Origin of the sequence: Clostridium intestinale (assembly GCF_035905475.1) — a bacterium.
Classification (GTDB): domain Bacteria; phylum Bacillota; class Clostridia; order Clostridiales; family Clostridiaceae; genus Clostridium_T; species Clostridium_T intestinale.
Window position 1 is genome coordinate 233,574 of the sequence record NZ_CP121166.1, and the last position, 22,661, is coordinate 256,234.

The following is a 22,661-nucleotide window of genomic DNA, read 5'->3' on the forward strand; positions in this document are numbered from 1 at the left end:
CAAAAAGTAATATCTTAAGAAAGTTTTAATAAATTTCTTCGGTAAAAGTATGAAATCTCTAGTAGAATAAAATTACAGGAATTGTTAAGAGGTGAGAGAATGAGAAAAAAAGTGTCGATATTATTTATGTTTCTATTTATTTTTTCTATATTAATACCTTACAAAGCTGTAAAGGCTGCAAAAGGTGCAGAGGAAGTAATAACAGTTAAACCTACATTTGGAGTTGATGGCGTTTATAAATCATACAGAGAGATGCCTATAACTTTAGAAGTGGAAAGTTTAGGGAAAGACATACAGGGAGAGCTAGACGTTATTTACCCGATACAAGATGGAAGAGGAATGGATATTTCTCAAGAAATTAGTATTGCTTCTGGTGATAAAAAGACGTTAGTTTTAAGTATTCCAGTATGGGATAGCCTAAATAAGATAGTGGTAAGAATAAATCAAAATGATAAAGTTATATATGAACAAGAGTTTCAATTAGGCAATAGTAGAAGAATTTCAGAAAATAAGCTTATAGTAGGAGCTTTATCTGAAGATAGCGAAAGTTTGTCCTACATGAACTCATTAAGTCTAAGTCAGAGTCAAAATAATGCTTCTAAAGTTAGTGGGATTAATTTTGAGACTACAGTTATGGCGGTTCCAGTGGATTTTTTGAAGGAAAATTCTAAGATATTAGATATTTATGATGTAATAGTAATTGATAACTTTGATACTTCTAAATTATCTAAGGGACAGATTACCGCAATAAAGCAATGGGTAGAAAAAGGAAAATTACTTATTGTAGGAACTGGAGTATATAGTAACAAAACATTATCCATGTTCAAGGACGGTTATCTAGGAGTAAGTACAGATACGCTAAAAACTATAAATGGTTATCAACTTTTACCTTTTACTATAAAAAATGGGGAAAAAATTGTTGATGATCAAGGATATTTTCAAAAAGAAACTAAAAACTCTGGAGCTATAGTAATTTCCTCATATGCTTTAGGTTCAGAACCATTTAAAACTCAAATAGGTAAAAGTAGTATTACTAAAGTTCTTGAAGACTCAGTAAGTTCAGCTATGTTAGAGGCAAATTATCAATATGGAGAGATGGATCATAGAGTTCAAACCATGGTTGGTAACGTAGTTGATATTAAGTTGCCTAATCTAAAAGTACTCTTTGGTTTATTGATACTTTATGCATTAATAGTCGGACCAATAATGTTTATAATATTTAAGAAATTAAAAAAGAGTAGTGGATTATGGATTGCTATTCCAGTTATGGGATTAGTATTTACGGTGATTATATCATTGGTAGGAGGAACTACGAGACTTAGAAATCCTATAATGAACATAAAAAACTTTATACAAGTAGATGATGCTGGAGAAGGTAAACTGAACTCTGTAGTTGGAATTATGTTTCCTTATAAAGGTGATTTATCCGTTGAAGAACCGGAAAACTCTAAACTTGATAATTTACTTATGAATCAATGGTATGGACAGGGAGATCAGGATTCGTTTAAGAAAAATATAGCTCAAAAAGTATCTTATGTTGATGGCAAAAGAATATATAAAAATAATGGTATGTCTCCATTTTCACCAGCTTATTTTTCACTAGCAGGAGAAAATAAGAAAATAGGTAAAATAGATAGTAATATTTATTTTAGAGAAGGGAAAATAGAAGGGAACCTAAAAAACACTTTAGACTTTGAACTTGAAAGCAGCTATTTATTAACTGCTTCTGGAATTTATGATTTAGGGAATTTAGAGAAGGGGCAGTCTATAAATTTATCTGAAGTAAAAGTTAAATATAAGAATCTTAATGACTTTAATTCCGATATTAATAATTTTAGTGGTGCTCAAACACCAGAAGATATGGAAGAGAGATTAAGAAATAATATAAAATATTCAGATTTAGAATACTTTACTAATAAGTATCTAAAAATCTATGGAGGTAATAGTATAACCATAGGAAAGAACTACCTAATTGGATATATTGATGGAGTAATGGCTGAGAACTTAAATATCGGTGTAGCTAAAGTTGATAAAAAAGAGAAGACATTAGTAGCTATTCCCCTAAATTTAAGTTATGAGAATAATGGCGTTATAGAATATCCATTTGGATTAATTGCTCCAGAACTTAATTCTAAAAGTACTGTACGTGGATTTGATAGTTATAACGGGTATATTTATGAAAATGGAGATGCTTATCTCGATTACACTGTAGAAAAGAATTTAAATGTTGAAACCATATATTTTATGCAAGATACTAGTTCAAATAATAATTATGGAGGAAATCTTCAAAAAATAAGTAAATTTGAAGTTTATAATTATAAAACTAATTCTTATGAGGAACTTAATATAGATTTAGGAAAAGTAGAAATAAAGGGAGACTCTTATTCAAAAGATGGTAAAATAATGACTAAGGCAACTGTAAATGATGCTAATAATGGACCAGTAGCTACACCTCAAATAGCAGTTAAGGGGAGGGCTAAATAATGTTAGAAATTAAAGATTTAGAAAAATCATATGGTAAATTCAAAGCTCTAAATAGTCTTAGTATGGAGATAAATAGAGGAGAAATATTTGGATTTGTTGGACCTAATGGAGCAGGAAAAACAACTACAATGAAGATAATATCAGGACTTTTATACCCAGATAGTGGTGAGGTTTTTTTAGATGGTGTGGATGCAGTAAAAAATAATAAGTTATTAAAAGATAAGATTGGATATATGCCTGATTTCTTTGGAGTTTATGATAATTTATCAGCAATAGAATATTTAGAGTTTTATGCTTCTATTTATGGAATATTAGGTGATAAAGGAAGAAAGCTTGGTTATGACTTACTAGAATTAGTTAACTTAAGTGATAAAAGTGATTCAAATGTAAATGGTCTTTCTAGAGGAATGAAGCAAAGGCTTTGCTTAGCAAGGTGTCTTGTTCATAATCCAGATTTATTAATATTAGATGAACCAGCCTCAGGAATGGACCCAAGAGCTCGTTTTGAAATGAAAAATATTCTAAAAAATCTTAAAGATATGGGGAAAACAATATTAATATCATCTCATATACTACCTGAATTAGCTGAGTTATGTACTAATTTAGCAATTGTAGAAAGAGGCAGGGTAATAGTTCAAGGAACTGTAGATGAAATTATGGTTAATATGAATCATGCTAGGCCAATAAAGGTAAGAGTACTTACTAAGGTAGAAGAAGCCTTAAGAGTTTTAGGAGAAATACCAGGATTAGATAAACCAATATTAAATGAAAAAGAATTGGTATTTGGATTTAGTGGTAGTGAAGAAGAATCTCATGGTATATTAAGGACGTTAATTGAAAAGAAAATAGATGTAGTTTCATTTACCCAAGGTAGTGGAAATTTAGAAGAAGTATTTATGAAAATTACTGAAATGAGTGGAGGAGGAGAAAAAAATGAAAATTAATCCAGTGTGGAGAAAAGAACTAATGCTGTCTATGAGAAGCATTAGGTTTCCGTTGACTCTATCCATTTCAATAGGTGTTTTAAGTGGGTTACTTATACTAGTTTTTGATGGTATTTTATCAAGTGTAAGATATGGAGGGAATTTAAGTGGGCTTGTAGGGCTTTATTTTACAGTTACTTTAATAGAATTCATATTGATAGGTATGATTAGTCCTACACTTACAGCTTCAGCTATATGTGGAGAAAGAGAAAGAGGTACATTAGATATATTATTATCTACTAAAATGTCACCTTTATCCATAATATTAGGTAAACTGTTGGCGTCTTTAAGCAAAGTAGTATTACTTATAATTGCATCTACGCCTGTATTTGCGATAACTCTATCTTTAGGTGGAGTTAGTATAATAAATATAATTCAAATGATACTTTTATATATAATGACAGCTATATTTTGTGGTAGTGTTGGATTATTTTTTTCATCAGTACTAAAAAGCACAAAATCTTCTACAGCAGCATCTTATGGATTATTGATATTTTTAGCTATAGGAACCTTGATTATAACTGTTTTATACTATTCGATTAAATCAAGAGCTGCTAGTATGACAGGACAAATGTTTGAACCTAATATACCTTTTTGGTTATATCTAAATCCTGGACTTGGATATGGATCGGTAGTTTATAACCAGTTAGGAGTAGGAGCAACAAGTATAATAAATGGATTAAACCAATTTAAAGCTATAGGAAACGCTTGGATATATAATATAGCTGTTGAAGTTGTGTTAACTATATTACTTTTATGGGGTGCGGCAGTTAAGCTAAATCCATTAAAGAAAAGGAGAAAGAAAAAATAATGGAAGATAAAGAAAGGCAGATATTAGGGTATATAAAAAAAGCAGGCAAAAGAATTAAAGTACAAATACTTATAGATAAGACTTTACTTGGAATTTTTGTAGGCGCTCTTTTAGGAGCAGTTCTAACTTTATTATCCCTTTTTACGCCTTTTTATGAAGGTATCTTCTTAGGTATATTTTTTCTGACATCAGGTTTAGTAGGAGGGCTAGTTATAGCCCTTTTTACATTTCCTAATATAAAAAAGCAGGCATTGATATTAGATTCAAAGGGGCTAAATGAAAGAGTTACTACTTCTTTAGAACTTATGGGTCAAGATGAGGGATACGCTAGGCTTCAAAAAGAGGATACAATAGAGGCACTTAAAAAATTAGATATTAAAAAAATATTTCCTATAAAAGTTAATAAAAAAATGATAACTTACCTATTAATTGTGTTAACTTTATTTTCTTTAGGTGTATTTTTACCTACAAGTGCAAAGAGTCAAGGCAGGGAATTATGGAATTTAAAAAAAGAACAAAAGGAATTAACTAAAAAAATAGAAGAAGAAAAAAAGAAGGTAGAAGAAAATAAAAAACTAACAGAAGAAGAAAAGACAAAACTTAAAGAGATTTTAGAAAAAAATAAGATGGAAATAGCTAAAGCTCAAAATAAGGAAGAGCTTAAAAAAGCTATGGAAAGAATAGATAAAAAATTATCTCAAGAAAAAAAGGAAAGTAAAAATGAAGAGGTTAAAAAAAGTCTAGACTCCATAAGAAACTCTTTAAATCCTAAAGCAGAAGAAGAGCGAAAAAAGAATAATGAAAAAGATTTAGAAGCATTAAAAGAAGCTTTAAATAAAAATAAAGATACAAAAGAACTTGCAAAGGCGTTAGAAAGTAAAAACCAAGAGGATATAGATAATGAACTAAACAAATTAAGTGATGCACTTAAAAACATGGGGGATTTAGAAAGAGGAGAAATTTCTAATACCTTAGGTGAAGCTAGTTCAGAAGTATCTGATGAAGATTTGAAAGAGTTACTAGAAAATTTATCGAATGAAGCTAGACAAGGACAGCTAAGTGATAAAAACAAAAAGGCTACTGCAAAAGCTATTAAAGATGCTCAGGATGGAAGCTTATCTGAATCTAATGGTTCTTCAGAAGGTGAAGGAGCAGGTAGTGGGAACGGACAGGGAAATGGTCAAGGAAACGGTTCGGGATCAGGTCAAGGGTCAGGAAGTGGTTCTGGAGCTGGTCAGGGCTCAGGATCAGGTCAAGGATGGAATTATGGAAGTAAAAATGGGAATCAGGGAGATTCATCGGATAAATCTGGAGAGCAGGTATATATACCAGGCAGAAATGAAGGAGGAGATGAAAATCTCACTGGAGAAAAAGGTCAAACAGGAAACTCTCAAACAGGATATTCTAATAATGGAATTAATGAAAGAGGTGGATCTGTTAACTTAGATAGTATAATAGGGGATTATTCTAAGGAAGCAATAGAAGGATTAGAAGGAAATTCTATACCTGATTATTTAAAAGACATAATAAAAGAGTATTTTAAAGAATTACAGTAGTGGAGGGTAAATATGGACGTAGATAACATAAAAGGTGTATTAGAAAAAATAGAGGAATGTAAAAGAGAAATAGGTAAGGGAATAGTTGGCCAAAAAGATATAATAGATGGAGTTTTAATGGGGATATTTGCAGGCGGAAATATCCTTTTAGAAGGAGTACCTGGACTTGGAAAAACCCAGTTAGTTAAGACTTTATCTAAAGTTTTAAATCTTTCTTTCTCAAGAATACAGTTTACTCCTGATTTGATGCCAGCAGATGTTGTTGGAACAAATATCATAGTTAATGAAGAAGGAGTAAATAAATTCAAATTTGAAAAAGGACCTGTTTTTACAAATCTTTTATTGGCAGATGAAATAAATAGAGCAACTCCTAAAACTCAGTCTGCGCTATTAGAAGCTATGCAGGAGAGGACAGTAACTGTTGGTAATAATACCTATAAACTTTCAGAGCCATTTATGGTTTTAGCAACTCAAAATCCTATAGAAATGGAGGGGACTTATCCTCTACCAGAAGCACAGTTAGATAGATTTTTATTTAAACTGCAAGTGAAGTTTCCAAACCTTGATGAGCTTATGCAAATAATGGATATAACAGTAACAAACAAAAAAGTGGAGCTAAATGAGATAATATCTGGTGAAGATATATTAAATATAAGAAGTTTAGTTAAGGATTTACCTATGGCAGAAGGGGTTAAGGAGTATGCTCTAAAGCTTGTACTTGCTACTCATCCAGAGTTAGAGGATTCTCCTGAAATAACTAAAAAATATGTAGCTATAGGTTCAAGTCCAAGAGGAGCTCAAGGGATTTTTAATGCATCTAAAGTTAGAGCTTTGATGGAAGGGCGATATAATGTAAGTTTTGATGATATTAAAAACGTAGCTTATCCAATTTTAAGACATAGAATACTCCTTAACTTTGAAGGGGTTTCAGAAGGTATAACTCCAGATTATATAATAGATAAAATTATAGAAGAAATTAAGGTCATATAGTTATGGAGGAGAAAATTTTTGACAAAGATTTTTTTAATCAGCTTAAAAATTTAAAGATTATCATGAAAACTCCTATTAATTCTGCTTATGCAGGTGGAAGAAGGTCAAAAGAAAAAGGAGTTAGTGTAGAGTTTTCTGATTTTAGAGAATATAGCCCAGGTGATGACTTTAGAAGAGTGGATTGGAATGCCTATGGAAGGTTTAATAAGTTATATCTTAAGATATTTATGGAGGAGAGAGAAGCCTTATTTAATATTTTTATAGATACAAGTAAATCTATGCACTTTGGTGCTCTTAATAAGGGGATTTTTTCTTTAAGACTAGCAGGAGCTATAAGTCATATTGTATTAAATGGAAATGATAGAGTAAAATTATTTCCTTTTAATAGTGAAGAAAATAAAGAAGGTATAACTATTTCTGGAAGAGCAGGTATAAACAGAATACTTAAATACTTAGAAGCTATAGAATTTAATGGGACTACTAATTTAGGTAGAAATATTAAAACTATGCCTATTAAGGGAAAAGGTATAAGTGTAATTTTATCTGATTTTTATAATTTAGAGGAATTAAAAGAAACTTTGATTTTTTTAAAACATAAGGGGCAGGAAATAATATTAGTTCAAGTATTGAGTCAAGAGGAGCTTGAGCCTACTTTAAGAGGGGATTTAAAGCTAAATGATATAGAAGAAGATAATAAAATGGATATAAGTCTCTATGGAAAAGCAATGGAAATATATAAAGATAAACTTGATGAGTTTATTACGGATATAAAAACCTTGAGTAGAAAATATGGAGCAACTTATATTTTAGCTAATACCAAAGATAATTTAGAAAAAATAATATTCAAAGAATTTACCTCTAGGGGAATAATTAATAGAAAATAAGGAGGAGAATATGAGCTTTGTAAGACTATGGCCATTGTTATTTTCTCTAAGTATAGCAGGCGTTATATTATTATACATGCTAAAACAGAAGAGAAAAAATGAAGATGTTCCCTCCTTAGTTCTTTGGAGGGAAGTATTTAGAGATGTAAAAGCAAAAACCCCTTGGGAAAAGCTAAGAAAAAATATTCTTATGTTTTTGCAAATTTTAATATTAATTTTTTTAATATTTTCTTTTTTAGAGCCACTAACCCTTTTTGGAGGTAGAGAATTTAGGAATCTAATTTTAGTATTTGATACTACTGGTAGTATGAAAGGGAAAATAGGAGAGCTAACAAAGTTTGAACGAGGAAGAGAAGAGATAAAGAAGCTTATTAATTCAACTAAAGAAGGCGCAAATATCACTATAATAACCTCAGGAAAAGAAAGTAAAGTTGAACTTTCAAATGGAAGAGATAAAAATGAAATTATAAAGAAAATAGATGATCTTAAAGTTACAGATAGCTCAGGTAATATAGAAGATTCATTATCTTTAGTAAGAAGCCTAAGTAATTCTGGAGAAGGTAGTGAGGCTATATTCATAACCGATAAAGAATTTTCTTTAGAGGATGTTAAAGGCAGTATATATAATTTAGCCAGGAAAGGGAAAAATGCATCCATTGATTTAGTAAGCTATAAGTTAGAAAAAGATAATATTTCTGTTGTTGCTAGGATTAGTAATAGGGGAGCTGAGAGTTATGAGGGAGACTTCTCACTTTATGGAGATGATAAAATTCTTGAAGTAAAGTCTTTAAACTTATCTTCAGGAGAAAGTGTCAATGTTTCATTTAAGGTTGCGGACAGAAATATATCTATATTTAAGGGAGAACTATCAGAAAAAGACGATCTCATGGAGGACAATGTATATTATTCATTGGTTAGAACAGAGAAAAGTCAAAAGATATTATTGCTTTCAGAAAAGAATATTTTCATGGAAAAAGCATTAGCTACTGTCCAAGGAATAGAGGTATTTAAAGTTAATTCTTTAGATAATTACAATGAAAAAGATGAATATGATATTTATATATTTGATGGAATTGTTCCTGATTCACTACCTGCAAAAGGAAATTTAATATTTATAAATACTCCTACAAATGATTTGTTTACAGTAGGAGAAGATATTGAGGGTGGAGAAGGTAAGGTAACAGAAAGTAACACTATAACAGAGAATATAAAAAATATTAAGTTTGGGGTAAGAAGCTTTAAGGATATAGAAAAAGCAAGTTATTTAAAAAGTTTTTTAAACATAGGGGAAAAAGAAGCAGCCTTTTATGGTGAAAAGGATGGAAGAAAATTAATAGTACTTCCATTTAAGTTAAATGATAGTGATATAGTATTAAAACCACAGTTTCCTATTATGGTTCATAATATGATTAATTACTTGAGCCTTAGTGGGATATTAGAAAAAGGAGATTATATAGCAGGGGAAGAAGTTGAGCTTACTCCTAATATTAACGGAGAGGATATAAGAATATATACTCCTGACAACGAGGAAAAAGTAATGGCACTAAGATTTCCTATGAAAAATTATGATGGTACATTAAATACTGGAATATATACAGTAAAACAAAAGGTACTAGAAGAGGAAAAAGAAGAAATTTTAGCTGTAAACTTCCCTTCTCAACTAGAGTCTGATATGAAGGAAGAGGGGGTAACATCTGAAGGTGAAGAAGAATTTAAAATTAAAGGTGGAAGAAATTTGACACCTATACTTATTATTCTATCCATTATAATTCTTATGATAGAATGGTATATCTACGGGAAAAGGAGCTGAGGTAATTAATTATGAGTATAGAGTTTTTAGCACCGTTATATCTTTTATTAATACCTTTGTGTCTAATTTTCGTTATATATTTTAGTAAAAACATAGGAGAGACAAAGGATAGAAAACTTTTAATTGTTATAACAAGATGTTTAGTTGTAGTATTTTTAATATTATCTTTAGTTAATATTAGAATAAGTAAGATTACAAAGGATACTGCTACAGTTTTTCTTTTAGATTTATCTTATTCTAACGAAGAATTTAAAGATAGTGGAGAAACTTTTATAAAAGATGCACTTAAGGAAATGGGAACAAGAGATTATTCTGGAGTAGTTGTTTTTGGAGAAGATGCTAAGGTTGAAAAATTTATTTCAAATAGTAGAGGTATAAATTCAATAGAGTCAAAACCTAAGGCTGTTGCAACTAATATTCAAAATGCAATAAATACCTCACTTTCCCTTTTCCCATCAGATAAGGGAAAAAGAATTGTTCTTATAACTGATGGAGAAGAAAACCTAGGAGAGCTAGAGAAGACCGTTCCATCAATAATAGAACAAAACATAGATATGAAAGTATTTAAGGTTGAAAAAGCTGTAAAAAATGAGGTTTATGTAGATGCTTTAAAACTTCCTGAGAAAATAACTATGGGTGATGAATTTTCTATAGGAGTTAACATATACTCGAATATTCAAACTAAATCTAAGGTGTTTTTATATGCTGGAAGAAATCTTAAAGGAGAAACAGAAGTAAATCTTCAAAAAGGTAACAATAGCTTTGTATTTAAAGATGTGCAAACCACAGGTGGTTTTAAAAATTATAGAGTAGTAATACAACCAGAGGAAGATACGGAGCTTAAAAACAATGAATATATAGGTTTTACTAATGTTGTATCAAAAGAAAAAGTATTTATAGCTGAAGGAACTAAAGGAGAAGCTGATAATTTAGTTAATATGTTATCGTCTTTAGGTTATAGTTATGATAGAGGGTTAGCCAGTGAAGCTCCAAGTGACTTAAAAGAGATGTTAGAGTATAAAGGTATAATATCTGTTAACTCACATGTGGACGACATTCCGAAAGGATTTAAAAACTCCCTAGAAACATATGTTAAGGAGTATGGGGGAGCTTTTATAACCACAGGTGGAGAGAATTCCTATGCATTAGGAGGTTACATGGACACTCCACTAGAGAATGTTCTTCCTGTATACATGGATATGAGAGGAAAAAGGGAAATCCCGAAGATGAGTATAACTCTTGTCATAGATCACTCTGGTAGTATGAGTGGAGGAAATGGTCAAGTTTCTAAGCTTACTCTTGCAAAAGAAGCAGCTCAAAAGGCTGTTGACACTATTAGAGAAGGGGATGAAATAAACGTTATAGCCTTTGATGATAAATATGAGTGGGTAGTTAAAGGTGGTAGTGGATCTAATAAAGAAGAAGTTAAAGAAAAGATAAGTGGAATTCAAATACAAGGTGGAACAAGTATATATCCAGCATTAAAGGAAGCTTATGAATATGAAAAAACAGCTGATGCGAAAATAAAACATATTATATTATTAACAGATGGGCAAGACGGATTTAGAGAGTATACAGATATATTAAGTGGACTTGAAGAAAATAAGATAACTTTGTCAACTGTATCTGTTGGGGAAGATGCAGATAAAAATCTGCTTCAAAGATTAGCAGATGTAGGTAAAGGAAGAAGTTACCATACTGATATTTATACAGATATACCTAGAATATTTGCCAAGGAAATATTTATGGCAGCAAGGGTATATGTTAATAATAGAGAATTTACTCCAAAACTTGTAAGCTCTCATGAGGTTGTAGATGGAGTCTTTAATGATAATACAGCTCCCAATCTTCTTGGGTATATAGGAACATCACAGAAGGAGCAAGCAACGGTAATTCTCAATTCTGATGAAGATGATCCAATTTTAGCTCTATGGCAATATGGACTTGGAAGAACTATAGCATGGACTCCAGATGTTTCAGGTAAATGGGATGGAAATTATACTAGTTGGGAAGGGTACAAAAAGCTCTGGAATAATATTCTTAACTGGAGCCTTGAAGATTACTCTTCTGAAGGTGGAAACTTAAATATAGCTGTAAGTGGAAATGAAGCTAAAATTGAGTATAAAACTAAAGAGCTTCCTGATAGTAGCAAGGTAACAGGAATATATACAAAAGAAGATGGTACTCAAGGAGAGTTTGAACTTGAGATTAAGGCGCCAGGAGTATATGAAAAGACTGTTAACTTAGATGAAACTGGATTTTATTCAATAAGTGTTAGAGAAGAGCTTGATGGAAAAATAAATGCCACTAAAAATGGAGTTATAGCTCTTCAATATCCAATCGAATACAAACTTGTTGAAGATAGTAGTGTATTGGAGAGATATGTTGATGAAACATCGGGAACATTTATAAAACTTCCTAAAGAAGTATTTACAGGAGAAGTTAAAAAGGTAATGGGAGGAGTAAATTTATCATTGCCATTATCAATATTAGCGATGTTGTTATTACTATTTGAAATAGCTTATAGAAGACTAGACTTCAATATAAATATTAATTTTTTTAAAAAGTTTATAAATAAAAAATCAACAAAAAACACACCGTTGGTAAAGAAGGAAGTTAAGATAAAAGAAGAGGTTTCTAAGGAATTGCCCCCAGAACCAAAAAAGAAAGCAATTCCTAAAAAGGAAAAAAGTAAAGAGAAAGATAAAAAGGATGTTCTTGATACATCCTTATTATTAAAGAAAAAACAAGATAGAAACAATAATAAATTTTAAAAATAACAGCAGATAGGATTACAAGACCTATCTGCTGTTATTTTAAGATAATTTAAAAGTATTAACTCGATTAATCATTTCTTGAGTTATTTCAGTTAGTTTTTGTGAGGATAAAGCAACTTCATAAGAAGACTTATTCATCTCACTAATTGAAGCTGATATTTCTTCAGCTGAGGCAGAATTTTCTTCAGATATTGATGAAGCTGAGTCTACATTCGTAATTATTGAGTTTCTTTCTGTATCTATTATAGAAGCTTGATTGGCTATGCTTTTAATTTCAGGTAGCATATTTGAAAAAGAATTAATTATAGACTTAAAAGAATCAGTTGATTTTTTTACTATAGTTAATTGTTCCTTTAAAGTTGAATTAACATTGTTTGTTGTATTAATTACTAAATCCGCTTCATTAGAAACTGAACCAACTAAGTCATTAATATTTTTAGAAGAAGTTTTAGTTTGTTCAGCAAGTTTTCGAATTTCATCAGCTACCACTGCAAACCCTCTTCCTGCCTCACCTGCTCTTGCGGATTCTATCATAGCATTTAGTGATAAAAGATTAGTTTGATCTGCTATATCTTGGATAATGTCTGTTATGTTGTTTATTTGACTAATATCATTACCTAAAGTAAGAATTTTTTTGGAAACCTCATTAAATTCAAAAGTAATTTTATGAATTGAATTAAGTAAAATACTTAGATCTTCGTTACTGAGTGAAATCTCTTTGTTTATTACAGAGGCCTTTTCATCTACATTATGAATAGAAGTTAAAATAGAATTCATATTGTTTGAAAAATTATTTAAAAGTTCTGAGGTATTCATAAGCTCCTGAGATTGATTAGTTGCACCATCTGCAACCCCTTCTATTGCTGAAGAAACCTGTTCTGCTGAAGAGTTCATTTCTTCAGAGATAGCTGATAGAGAACTGCTTTGGTCAAAAACCTCACTTGAGATAGCTTTTATTTTATTTAACATTTGAGATATTTCTTCTATTGATTTGTGAAGTTCTCTACTAATTAACCCAAACTCATTATTAGAGTGTGTATCAAATTGAACTGTAAAATCTCCACTAGATAAAATCTTTACTTTTTCATATATATTTTTAGACATATGTTGTACTAGTTTTCTAAAAACTACTGTTGTTAAATATCCAATGATTACAATTATTACAAGTAAAATTAAATAAGCGTTTGAAGTTGTTTTATATGTACTTTCTCCGTTTTTGTTAAGTTCGTCAGCTGAATTAATTTCATAGTTTTTAAGGTTTTTAATATTTTCAAGTATGTTATCTTCGGCTGATGTAATTTGAGTAATTTCATCTTGATTTAATTCTTTAGAGTTTTTTAATTTATTAATTGAATTATTGATTGATAAAAAATAACTATCTATTGATTGAGTTAAGCCTACATATAATTTATTTTCTGTTTCATCCATTTTAATATTTTTTGAGAAAGTATCCATATTTTTAGTTATATTGGATTGAAGAGTATAAATTTCCGATTCTCTAACAATAGTATAATTGCTTAAGATTTCTTTTGATGCTATCTTAGCTTTTAAAATGGAACTTTCAATATTTTGTATGGAGGTAATAGGAATTAGATTGTTGTTATATATTTCATTTTGATATTTATTAATTTTTTGAATATTAGTGTATCCTATAAATCCTATAATAAGTATAAAAATTACAGCAATTGTTGAGATACTTCTTAAAATGGTTTTTATGCTAAGGATTTCTAAAGAGTTGTAAAATTTATTTTCTTTAGTTTCAATAAGGTGGCTTGTACTGTTTTTAGATCTTTTAAATTTATCTTTTTTATTAGATATTTTATGCTTATCTCTCATTTTTTCTCCTTAATTTATATTGTGAATATTTCCATTTTTTATATAAAGTAAAACTGGTAATAAATCCAAATTATATCAACAGTATAATTAAATAAATATCTTTATGTCAAGCTTCATTAAGATATTTAATCTAGTTTTAATGAAGTTATAAAGTTTAAGTGAAAAACTAACTGAATAAAATATGTATTAGTGTAGAAACTACATTTTAGATACTTGATGGAGGTGAGATTATGGCTAAAAAGGATCAACAATCTTCATGGAATAGTAAGAGGTTTGAAACACCTAAAAAGAACACTGTAGAACCAGTTCCGGAAATTCAAAACAAAAGAAATAAACACTAAAATAAAAACTGGGAACTATTCTCAGTTTTTTTATGTTATAATAGAAGTTAATGAAAGGAAGAGTGAAATGTCAGGAATAAATTTAGAAAATATAATATTAGTAGTAGTTGCAATTATATTATTATATATAGCTGTAAAATTTATTAAAGGAATTATAAAATTTATTATATTAGTTATACTTATATTGACTCTAGGGGTTAGCGCATACAATATACTAATTACTAAAAAATCTATAAGCTATGAAATCAATAGATATAAGGTGGACTATGGATATTTTAAAAATATAACTTCAATCTCTAAAGAATCAATAAATCTTGTAAATGATATCAAAGAAGGAAGAAACGTTAAAGAAAATACAGATAGATTAGTAGAAATTAAAAGTGAGGTCGGAAAATTAGAACATAGCAGTGAAATAAGCCTTATAAATGACAGATATTTAGATGCATTAGATACAGCTATAATAGTTGGAAAAGGTTATGAGACAGCTAACAATGTAAAAGAACAAACTAAAAAATTAGATGAGGTTACAAAATCTCTTGACTTAAGTTTGAAAGATATATTAAATTAATACTTGATTAAAAGCAGATATGAATGTATAATTAACGAAAAGTAATAGTTTTGAGATAGAGGCGCGATGTTTAATAGTATCATTATGGAGGTAAGCACTGAGAAGTAATGAGAAAGGAACCATCGCCGAAGTATGTAACCTACGCTTTAAGGGTTATATTGCTGGTCTTGCATAAAATATATGTAAGATTGTCACAATTTTTTGTGGAGAGCTATCCAATGGATTTTATTCTTATTTTTGTATGAGTAAGAAGCCTTGGATTTTTTCCAAGGCTTTATTTATTTTAAATTTAATTTAATGCTTTAGGAGGGTAATATATTATGTCATTAAGAGGAGTATTTGTTCCATTAATCACGCCATTTAAAAATGATGAGGTGGATTTTAATTCTTATAAAAAAATGGTGGACAACTATTTAACAAAAGGAATTCATGGATTCATACCACTTGGAACTACTGGTGAAAGTCCAGTAATATCAGATAGAGAATATGAAGAGATAGTTGAAAAAATTATGGAATATGTAGATGGAAAAGTTCCTGTTTATGTAGGATTAGGTGGAAATAATACTAAAAAATTAGTTGAAAAACTTAAGGTCGTTGAAAAATATAAAGTTGATGGAATATTATCAGTATCTCCATATTATTCGAGACCAGATCAAAGAGGTATATACGAGCATTTTAGGACTATATCTGAAGCAACTTATTTAGATATAATCTTATATAATATACCATATAGAACAGGAAGAAATATCGAAAATGAAACTATTCACAAGTTAGCAGAACTTAAAAATATAGTAGCTATTAAAGACTCTTGTGGGGATATGAAACAAAGTACAGATTTATTATTAGAGCCACCTAAAGATTTATCTATATTAACAGGAGAAGATGCTTCTTTCTTCTCAACTCTTGCGTTAGGTGGAGATGGAGGAATATTAGCTTCTTCACATATGAGAACAGAAGAGTTTGTTAAAGTATATAATAATATTAAAAACAATGATCATTTAGCTGCTTTAGAAACGTGGAAAGAATTATATAGTTTTGTTCCACTTTTATTTAAGGAACCAAACCCAACACCTTTAAAATATTGCTTATATAAATTAGGTCTAATAGAGTCGTCAGAAGTGAGACTTCCACTACTTGAAATAACAGATGAACTTAAAAAAGAATTAGATAAAGTTTTTAAATTTTAATAAAGGCTACAAAACTAGTTGATGATTAGTTTTGTAGCTTTTTTGTTAAAAAAATACATACTTAATATATTATCTCTTAATTACCTGTAAAAAAGTATTATGAATAACTTTAAAAAGCTCACAATAATTGTAGGAGGTGAAGTAATGAAAAAATTAATTTCTTTAATTATGAGTGCTATGCTTTTAGGTTTGCCTTTATATGGATGTAATAAAGCTAATAATCCTAATGATGTTACAGAAGAGACAACACCAGAGACTATAGAAAATTCAACTAATGAAAATGCAACTGAAGTACCTGGAACACCAGATTCTAATCTACCTGCTCCTGGAGTGACAGGAGATGGCACAACAGCACCAGGAACAGGAACAACTACGCCAGGAACTGGTACAGCAACACCAGGAACCGGTACAACACAACCATCAACAAATAACAATACGCAAACTCCAGCTGCTGGGGACACTAATAAGGATGTAAATCAAGCATCAGGAGATCTTGTAACAGACATATTAAACAGCACTAATGCAGAGAGACAAAAACAAGGGCTTCAACCATTAAAGTTAAATAGTGAGGTATCTAAGCTTGCAGCAATGAAATCCAAGGATATGCATGACAAAAATTATTTTTCACATACATCTCCAACCTATGGAGATCCAGGAAAAATGTTAACTGATAATGGTTTAAGATATTCTGCAATGGGAGAGAATATATATACGTCAACAGGAATGACTCCTACTGGTGCATATACAGTTAATCAATGGATGAACTCACCAGGACATAGAGCTAATATACTTTCTAATAATTATGATGAAATAGGTATAGGAGTCTACTATAATAATGGAAAGTATTACGCTACACAAATATTTTATAAAGCTTAATTATAAAGCTTAATTTTTGGAGGTTTTTTTATCTATGAAAGAAGGAACAATAAAATGGTTTAATTCAGAAAAAGGTTTTGGATTTATTGAAATTGAGGGTGGAAAAGATGTATTTGTACATTTTTCTGCAATTAAAGGAGATGGCTACAAAACTCTTCAAGAAGGTCAAAGAGTAAGTTTTGACGTGGTGGAAGGAAACAGAGGACCACAAGCTGAGAATGTATCTATAATGTAAAAATGCAACAAAAAAGCTGTTAGTAACCTAACAGCTTTTTTGTTGCATTTAATTATACACTGAACTACATAAAAGAGTATTAGCTTCTTCTTCAGTTAGACCTTTAGCTAAAGATATTTCGCTAAGTAAAAGTTTTTTTGCACTGTTTAACATTTGTTTTTCACTGCTATTAAGTGCTTTCCCTTTTTCTAAAATCATTAAATCATGGATAACTTCTGAACTTTGAATAAGATCACCAGATTTAATTTTGGTCATATTAATAGTGTATCTTTCTTTGTATGTAAGAGATTCGTTTGTATATAAATCAACACTACGAAGATTTGAAAGTACAGTTTCTAAGGTGTTAGAATCAGTTACAAAGCGTATCCCTATAGCAGATATTTTCTCGGATGGTATCATAATTTGCATATTATTAAGTAAGTTTATTATATAATAGTTCTGTTTTTCTCCGAATAAGTCCTTTTCTTCTATAGCAGTTACAGTACCAGCACCTTGCATTGGATAAACAATATTATCACCAATCTTAAACAAATAATCACGCTCCAATTGTATAATTTATATATAGTATACCACATATCGATAAAAATAACAAATTTATAGAATAACATAGACTTTATAGAGGTGTCAATATAAAAATACAGAAAAATAGTGATAAGGTAATGAGTTTTAAGTTATGGTATAATAATTCTAATTTAGTTGGGGAGGAAAACATATGAGTACTATAATTTATACAAAATTTGATGATTTTAAATTAAGATTTGCAGAAGAAAAGGATACAGAAATAATATTAGGTTTTATTAAAGAACTAGCGGAGTATGAAAATTTATTAAATGAAGTTTTGGCTACAGAGGAGATATTAAAGAAATCTATTTTTGAAAGAAAAGTAGCTGAGGTTGTTATTGGAGAATATCAGGGGAAAGTAGTTGGGTTCATATTGTTTTTCTATAACTTCTCTACGTTTATTGGAAAACCAGGAATATACTTAGAAGATTTATATATACAACCACATATGAGGGGAAAAGGCTTTGGAAAAGTATTTTTAAGCTTTTTAGCAAAGTTAGCAGTAGAAAGAGATTGTGGTAGACTTGAATGGTCTTGTCTTGATTGGAATGAACCTTCTATTAAGTTTTATAAAAGCTTAGGAGCTATTCCGATGGATGAGTGGACAGTTTATAGATTGCATAAAGATTCTCTTAATTCTTTGGCTGAAAAGTTTTAGTAATTAAATGTCCGAACATTCGAATATTCGAATGTTCGGACATTTAGCGTAATAAGAGTTTTATTTAGTAAGTTTAAATTATTTTCTTATAATTCCTAAATATTAAGTTAAAACTAAATAAAGTAAATATAGAACACTGGTACAGAGTTTTTGAGATAGAGCATTCTTGGGAAATATTATGATAATTATGCTATAATATATTAAAGTTTAAATATTAGCAAAGTGAAAAAATAACATATATTAAAAAAACTACTTTTTAAGTAGTTTTTTATTACATAGGAGATAGGATGAAAAATAATCTGGTAAAAATAAAGTTTACTCCTGTTAGGATATTAGCAATTGGATTTGGATTAATAATATTAAGTGGAGCAATGCTACTTACCCTTCCAATAGCATCAGCTTTAGGAGAAAAGACTCCGTTTATAGATGCATTATTTATGTCAGCCTCTGCTGTATGTGTAACTGGATTAACTACACTTGATACAGGAGTATATTGGAGCTATTTTGGTAAGACGGTTATAATAGTACTTATTCAGATAGGCGGCTTAGGTTTTATGTCTTTTGCTACCTTAATTGCCGTAATGTTAGGGAAAAAAATAACATTAAGAGAGCGCTTGGTTATGCAGGAGGCTATGAGCTCTTTTGGACTTCAAGGATTAATTAAACTTGCACGGTATATAATAATTTTTACATTTGTAATAGAAGGTATAGGAGCAACACTTTTAGCTACAAGATTTATACCTGAATTTGGTTTTAAAAAAGGTGTTTACTATAGTATATTTCATGCTATAGCAGCTTTTTGTAACTCAGGAGTAGATTTATTGGGTGATTTTAAAAGTTTGATGCCTTATTATGATGATATTACAATAATATTGACTATAAGTGCTCTTATAATTGTTGGAGGACTTGGATTCCCTGTATGGCATGAGATATATGTTAATAAGAGATTAAAAAGAATGTCTTTACATAGTAAGGTAGCTTTACTTACTACTGTGACTCTTATTGTTTTAGGAACTATTCTAATATTTTTATTTGAATACAATAATTTAGGTACTATGGGAAGTATGAATATTAAAGACAAACTACTGTCATCATTTTTCTCATCTGTAAGCTTAAGAACTGCTGGATATAGTTCCATTTCTGTTAGAGATATGACTATGGCTGGGATATTTTTAACAACTATTTTGATGTTTATTGGAGGATCGCCAGGATCAACTGCCGGAGGAATAAAAACTACAACATTAGCAACTATATTATTTACTATAGTTAGCTTTATCAAAGGAAAAGACGATACTGAAATTTTTAAGAAAAGAGTAGCTAAAGATTCTGTTCATAAAGCTTTTATAGTTTCTATATTAGGTTTTATATTAGTAACTGTTGTAACCATGATACTTTCCTTGACAGAAAAGGGTGTTTCTTTTCAATATCTGCTTTATGAAGCTACTTCAGCATTTGGAACTACTGGATTAACTTTAGGATTAACTACAGAATTATCCTTTATAGGCAAGTGTATTATATTGATTAGTATGTATTTAGGAAGACTTGGACCAATAATGGTGGTTTTATCAGTTGCTAGAAACACAAAAGCAAACCCTATAAAATATCCTGAGGATAAAATATTGATTGGGTAACATGGTTTCCTCTTAATTGTAATGAATAGTAGATTTTGATATAATTTTGATTGGATAGGGTTTATAAATGACGTTATTATAGAGGAATTATAAAGGGGGATTAATATAGTGGAGTATGAAAATAATTGTAGAAATGATGACTATATTAATATAGAAAATTTCTCTAGAAAAATAGGAGAAAAGATTGGCATAGGAACCTCTATAGTTAAGGACTATATATTGGCTAAAGTAAGTATAGGTTTAGCTTCTAGTAGTGATGCAAGAGTTAAGATAGATGAAATATATAATAAAGATAACGATAAATATTATGGTGCTTCAATAAAATCTTCAACTATAAATTATATTTTGATGAATCAAGGTGATTTAGAAGAAGAGATATATGCAAGAAAAGTTCTTGGTATTTTATTAATAGCTGAATATGATTTTAATCTAAGAAACAGCATTATAAAGATTTTAAGGATTTACTATCCAGAAGTTTTTAATTCGGTTAAAAAGGTAGACAAGAAGAAATTAGTTAACAAGTATTCAAAAATGGATAAGATAACCAGAGAAATTGAGGCTAAATTAGATTCAGCAGTATATTTTTATATTACCATATATAAGTCACCAAATTGGTTAGATGAGGGCTTTATAACAGCTATTATAGATGACATAATGGATTTTGAGTTTGAGGACTTTATTTCAGTAGATATTCAAGAAGAAATAAGAGTTAAAAGCAGTGATATTTATAAAATCAAAGAAGAATTTTACAAAAAATATGGTCCGATTAATGACTATAAGGATTTTATAGCTTTTATTAATAAATATGATGAAGAAAAGTTAAGCATGTTAAAGAATATATTTAAAGCAAATAAATTAGATATGGATTATTTATTTAAGAATGATGAGTTTAACATTGATAAAATAATTTTAGCTTACATAGAAGCAGATAAAGCAGTATTTAAGTTAGAAGATATTTTTATAAATAGTGTTATAATGCAGCTTTTAATTGATAAATATAAAGAAGCTAAGGAGATTTATTTTAATAGCAATGAGGAGACAGTAAATTTCAAGTTAAAAGATTTAAAAAGTGTAGTAAATGAGGTTAGGGATAAAAACAGAAATTTAAATCTTGAGGTTAAAGATCTTGAAGAATATAAAAAGCAAACAGAAAATATATTACATAATGAAAGAAATAAATTAATCAAAGAACATAATATAGAAATAAATTATCTTAAAAATAGAATAAAAGATCTAGAAAATAATCTATATGAAGAACAAAAGTATAAAATGGAATTGAATGCTTTAAGAGAGTACGTATTTGAAAAAGATAATAACTATGTGCCACAAGAAGAGGATAAAAGTCTAGTTGATTATATAAATGGTAAAAAGATTATAATTATTGGTGGAGCTAAAGAGTGGAGAAGAAAATTTAGAGAAAAGTATCCAGAAATAAGAAGTCTTAATGGATTTAATGAGAACTTTGATGTTACAGTTTTAGGTATGGTTGATTATGTATTCTTTTTTACTGGACATATGAGTCATGCGACTTACTATAAAGCTATAAACTACATAAGATTAAATCAGATCCCTTTTGGTTATATAGGTAAAACTAATTTGGATTTAGTTGAACTTGAACTTATAGATGGACTAGAAAAATATAAAGCTTAGAGGAGAACCTTATGGTAAATGAGTTTAATGTAGAAAAATTCCTAGGTATATATCCAACTATAGAAGAGGAAATAAAAGAGTATGATATTGATATAAATATTTTAAAAGATATATATGAGGATTATGTTTTATATGTAGATACCTATGAAACACAATCAGAGTTTATATCAACCATTCTTAGAACCCATTCTAAAGTTCATTCTGTTAAGTCCAGGGTAAAAAGACCATATAGGCTAATAGAAAAGATTATAAGGAAAACACCTGAGAGAAGAGAGGTATATGGGGAGCGTTTTAGATTTTCTCTAGAAAATTATAGAGATGAAATAAATGACCTTATAGGTATTCGAGCTATTCATATTTTTAAACAGGATTGGGAGAGTATTCATGAATTTATATTAAATACTTGGAAAGTGGTTGAAATTACAGCTAATGTAAGAGATGGTGACGATACTAGGCGATTTGAAGAGCTTGATATACAGATTAAGTCAAGAAAATCAGGATATAGGTCAGTGCATTATTTAATAGAATTTTATCCAACCAGTCAGAAGGTTATAGCAGAAATACAGGTTAGAACAATTTTTGAAGAAGGTTATGGAGAAATAGATCATCAGCTTAGATATTCTCATAATAAAATACCAGAGGTATTAGAGTCTAATTTATTATTATTTAATAGAATATCAGGAAGTGCAGATGAAATGGCATCATTGATACATCTTCTTAATAAAAATCTTTGTGATATGGAAAATAAGTATAAAGAAATAATAGAACAAAAAGATGAAGAGATAAAAAGACTAAAAGAGAATATCATATAAATATTAAACCT

18 protein-coding genes and 1 riboswitch are annotated in these 22,661 nt (G+C 29.4%); of the genes, 16 read left to right on the forward strand and 2 right to left on the reverse strand.

The annotated features are described in order from the left end of the window. The first annotated feature begins 99 nt into the window (after positions 1-99). From P8F83_RS01060 to P8F83_RS01095, 8 genes are read left to right on the forward strand one after another with little or no spacing between them, the layout of a single operon-like run. Complete coding sequence (locus tag P8F83_RS01060; RefSeq protein ID WP_326513077.1) at positions 100-2,484, forward strand: hypothetical protein; 2,385 nt, start codon at positions 100-102, stop codon at positions 2,482-2,484. Next, the gene (locus tag P8F83_RS01065) at positions 2,484-3,428 is read left to right on the forward strand and encodes an ABC transporter ATP-binding protein (RefSeq protein WP_326513078.1); all 945 of its coding nucleotides are present in this window, start codon (positions 2,484-2,486) and stop codon (positions 3,426-3,428) included. Before P8F83_RS01060 ends, P8F83_RS01065 begins: the two co-directional genes overlap by 1 nt. Further along, entirely contained in the window at positions 3,418-4,278 is an 861-nt protein-coding gene (locus P8F83_RS01070; RefSeq protein ID WP_326513079.1) for an ABC transporter permease, read from the forward strand. Before P8F83_RS01065 ends, P8F83_RS01070 begins: the two co-directional genes overlap by 11 nt. Beyond that, the gene (locus P8F83_RS01075; protein WP_326513080.1) at positions 4,278-5,834 is read left to right on the forward strand and encodes a pectinesterase; all 1,557 of its coding nucleotides are present in this window, start codon (positions 4,278-4,280) and stop codon (positions 5,832-5,834) included. The genes P8F83_RS01070 and P8F83_RS01075 overlap by 1 nt, the downstream gene beginning before the upstream one ends. Before the next feature lie 12 nt (positions 5,835-5,846). After that, positions 5,847-6,824 carry an AAA family ATPase gene (locus tag P8F83_RS01080; RefSeq protein WP_326513081.1) on the forward strand — a complete coding sequence of 326 codons (978 nt, stop codon included), beginning with the start codon at positions 5,847-5,849 and terminating at the stop codon, positions 6,822-6,824. 2 nt (positions 6,825-6,826) lie between these two features. Further along, complete coding sequence (locus P8F83_RS01085; protein ID WP_326513082.1) at positions 6,827-7,708, forward strand: DUF58 domain-containing protein; 882 nt, start codon at positions 6,827-6,829, stop codon at positions 7,706-7,708. A gap of 10 nt (positions 7,709-7,718) precedes the next feature. Further along, on the forward strand, positions 7,719-9,518 hold the full coding sequence (locus P8F83_RS01090; protein WP_326513083.1) for a vWA domain-containing protein: 1,800 nt from the start codon (positions 7,719-7,721) through the stop codon (positions 9,516-9,518). 11 nt (positions 9,519-9,529) lie between these two features. Further along, positions 9,530-12,292: a VWA domain-containing protein gene (locus P8F83_RS01095; RefSeq protein WP_326513084.1), complete on the forward strand. Its 2,763-nt coding sequence runs from the start codon at positions 9,530-9,532 to the stop codon at positions 12,290-12,292. Between the two features lie 42 nt (positions 12,293-12,334). Here the strand turns inward: P8F83_RS01095 and P8F83_RS01100 are convergent, their stop codons facing one another. Then, entirely contained in the window at positions 12,335-14,131 is a 1,797-nt protein-coding gene (locus P8F83_RS01100) for a methyl-accepting chemotaxis protein (RefSeq protein ID WP_326513085.1), read from the reverse strand. 408 nt (positions 14,132-14,539) lie between these two features. On the opposite strand from P8F83_RS01100, the gene P8F83_RS01105 reads away from it, so the two are divergent. The 4 genes from P8F83_RS01105 to P8F83_RS01120 all read left to right on the forward strand — a co-directional run bounded on the left by P8F83_RS01105 (position 14,540) and on the right by P8F83_RS01120 (position 17,338). Beyond that, positions 14,540-15,040: a hypothetical protein gene (locus tag P8F83_RS01105; protein WP_326513086.1), complete on the forward strand. Its 501-nt coding sequence runs from the start codon at positions 14,540-14,542 to the stop codon at positions 15,038-15,040. 48 nt (positions 15,041-15,088) lie between these two features. Further along, positions 15,089-15,262, forward strand: a riboswitch (Lysine riboswitch). A 98-nt stretch (positions 15,263-15,360) separates the two neighbouring features. Further along, positions 15,361-16,227: a 4-hydroxy-tetrahydrodipicolinate synthase gene (dapA, locus tag P8F83_RS01110; RefSeq protein WP_326513087.1), complete on the forward strand. Its 867-nt coding sequence runs from the start codon at positions 15,361-15,363 to the stop codon at positions 16,225-16,227. Positions 16,228-16,371: 144 nt separating this feature from the next. Further along, a complete protein-coding gene (locus P8F83_RS01115) occupies positions 16,372-17,103 on the forward strand; it encodes a CAP domain-containing protein (RefSeq protein WP_326513088.1) in 732 nt (243 codons plus the stop codon). A 34-nt stretch (positions 17,104-17,137) separates the two neighbouring features. Beyond that, a complete protein-coding gene (locus P8F83_RS01120; RefSeq protein WP_021802977.1) occupies positions 17,138-17,338 on the forward strand; it encodes a cold-shock protein in 201 nt (66 codons plus the stop codon). A gap of 48 nt (positions 17,339-17,386) precedes the next feature. Here P8F83_RS01120 and P8F83_RS01125 read toward each other — a convergent pair whose 3' ends face one another. After that, entirely contained in the window at positions 17,387-17,869 is a 483-nt protein-coding gene (locus P8F83_RS01125; protein WP_207650354.1) for a CarD family transcriptional regulator, read from the reverse strand. A gap of 181 nt (positions 17,870-18,050) precedes the next feature. Here P8F83_RS01125 and P8F83_RS01130 point away from each other — a divergent pair, with 181 nt between their 5' ends. The 4 genes from P8F83_RS01130 to P8F83_RS01145 all read left to right on the forward strand — a co-directional run bounded on the left by P8F83_RS01130 (position 18,051) and on the right by P8F83_RS01145 (position 22,650). After that, positions 18,051-18,557 carry a GNAT family N-acetyltransferase gene (locus P8F83_RS01130; protein WP_326513089.1) on the forward strand — a complete coding sequence of 169 codons (507 nt, stop codon included), beginning with the start codon at positions 18,051-18,053 and terminating at the stop codon, positions 18,555-18,557. Positions 18,558-18,844: 287 nt separating this feature from the next. Then, on the forward strand, positions 18,845-20,188 hold the full coding sequence (locus P8F83_RS01135) for a TrkH family potassium uptake protein (protein WP_326513090.1): 1,344 nt from the start codon (positions 18,845-18,847) through the stop codon (positions 20,186-20,188). 108 nt (positions 20,189-20,296) lie between these two features. Then, positions 20,297-21,838, forward strand: coding sequence for a hypothetical protein (locus P8F83_RS01140; RefSeq protein ID WP_326513091.1), 1,542 nt, complete (start codon positions 20,297-20,299; stop codon positions 21,836-21,838). An 11-nt stretch (positions 21,839-21,849) separates the two neighbouring features. Continuing rightward, the gene (locus tag P8F83_RS01145; RefSeq protein ID WP_326513092.1) at positions 21,850-22,650 is read left to right on the forward strand and encodes a RelA/SpoT domain-containing protein; all 801 of its coding nucleotides are present in this window, start codon (positions 21,850-21,852) and stop codon (positions 22,648-22,650) included. Positions 22,651-22,661: the final 11 nt, after the last annotated feature.

What these genes read in the sequence shown, in the direction of transcription:
- P8F83_RS01060 (WP_326513077.1), top strand. Translation starts at nt 100, where the DNA reads ATGAGAAAAAAAGTGTCGATATTATTTATGTTTCTATTTATTTTTTCT.
- P8F83_RS01065 (WP_326513078.1), top strand. Translation starts at nt 2,484, where the DNA reads ATGTTAGAAATTAAAGATTTAGAAAAATCATATGGTAAATTCAAAGCT.
- P8F83_RS01070 (WP_326513079.1), top strand. Translation starts at nt 3,418, where the DNA reads ATGAAAATTAATCCAGTGTGGAGAAAAGAACTAATGCTGTCTATGAGA.
- P8F83_RS01075 (WP_326513080.1), top strand. Translation starts at nt 4,278, where the DNA reads ATGGAAGATAAAGAAAGGCAGATATTAGGGTATATAAAAAAAGCAGGC.
- P8F83_RS01080 (WP_326513081.1), top strand. Translation starts at nt 5,847, where the DNA reads ATGGACGTAGATAACATAAAAGGTGTATTAGAAAAAATAGAGGAATGT.
- P8F83_RS01085 (WP_326513082.1), top strand. Translation starts at nt 6,827, where the DNA reads ATGGAGGAGAAAATTTTTGACAAAGATTTTTTTAATCAGCTTAAAAAT.
- P8F83_RS01090 (WP_326513083.1), top strand. Translation starts at nt 7,719, where the DNA reads ATGAGCTTTGTAAGACTATGGCCATTGTTATTTTCTCTAAGTATAGCA.
- P8F83_RS01095 (WP_326513084.1), top strand. Translation starts at nt 9,530, where the DNA reads ATGAGTATAGAGTTTTTAGCACCGTTATATCTTTTATTAATACCTTTG.
- P8F83_RS01100 (WP_326513085.1), bottom strand. Translation starts at nt 14,131, where the DNA reads ATGAGAGATAAGCATAAAATATCTAATAAAAAAGATAAATTTAAAAGA.
- P8F83_RS01105 (WP_326513086.1), top strand. Translation starts at nt 14,540, where the DNA reads ATGTCAGGAATAAATTTAGAAAATATAATATTAGTAGTAGTTGCAATT.
- dapA (WP_326513087.1), top strand. Translation starts at nt 15,361, where the DNA reads ATGTCATTAAGAGGAGTATTTGTTCCATTAATCACGCCATTTAAAAAT.
- P8F83_RS01115 (WP_326513088.1), top strand. Translation starts at nt 16,372, where the DNA reads ATGAAAAAATTAATTTCTTTAATTATGAGTGCTATGCTTTTAGGTTTG.
- P8F83_RS01120 (WP_021802977.1), top strand. Translation starts at nt 17,138, where the DNA reads ATGAAAGAAGGAACAATAAAATGGTTTAATTCAGAAAAAGGTTTTGGA.
- P8F83_RS01130 (WP_326513089.1), top strand. Translation starts at nt 18,051, where the DNA reads ATGAGTACTATAATTTATACAAAATTTGATGATTTTAAATTAAGATTT.
- P8F83_RS01135 (WP_326513090.1), top strand. Translation starts at nt 18,845, where the DNA reads ATGAAAAATAATCTGGTAAAAATAAAGTTTACTCCTGTTAGGATATTA.
- P8F83_RS01145 (WP_326513092.1), top strand. Translation starts at nt 21,850, where the DNA reads ATGGTAAATGAGTTTAATGTAGAAAAATTCCTAGGTATATATCCAACT.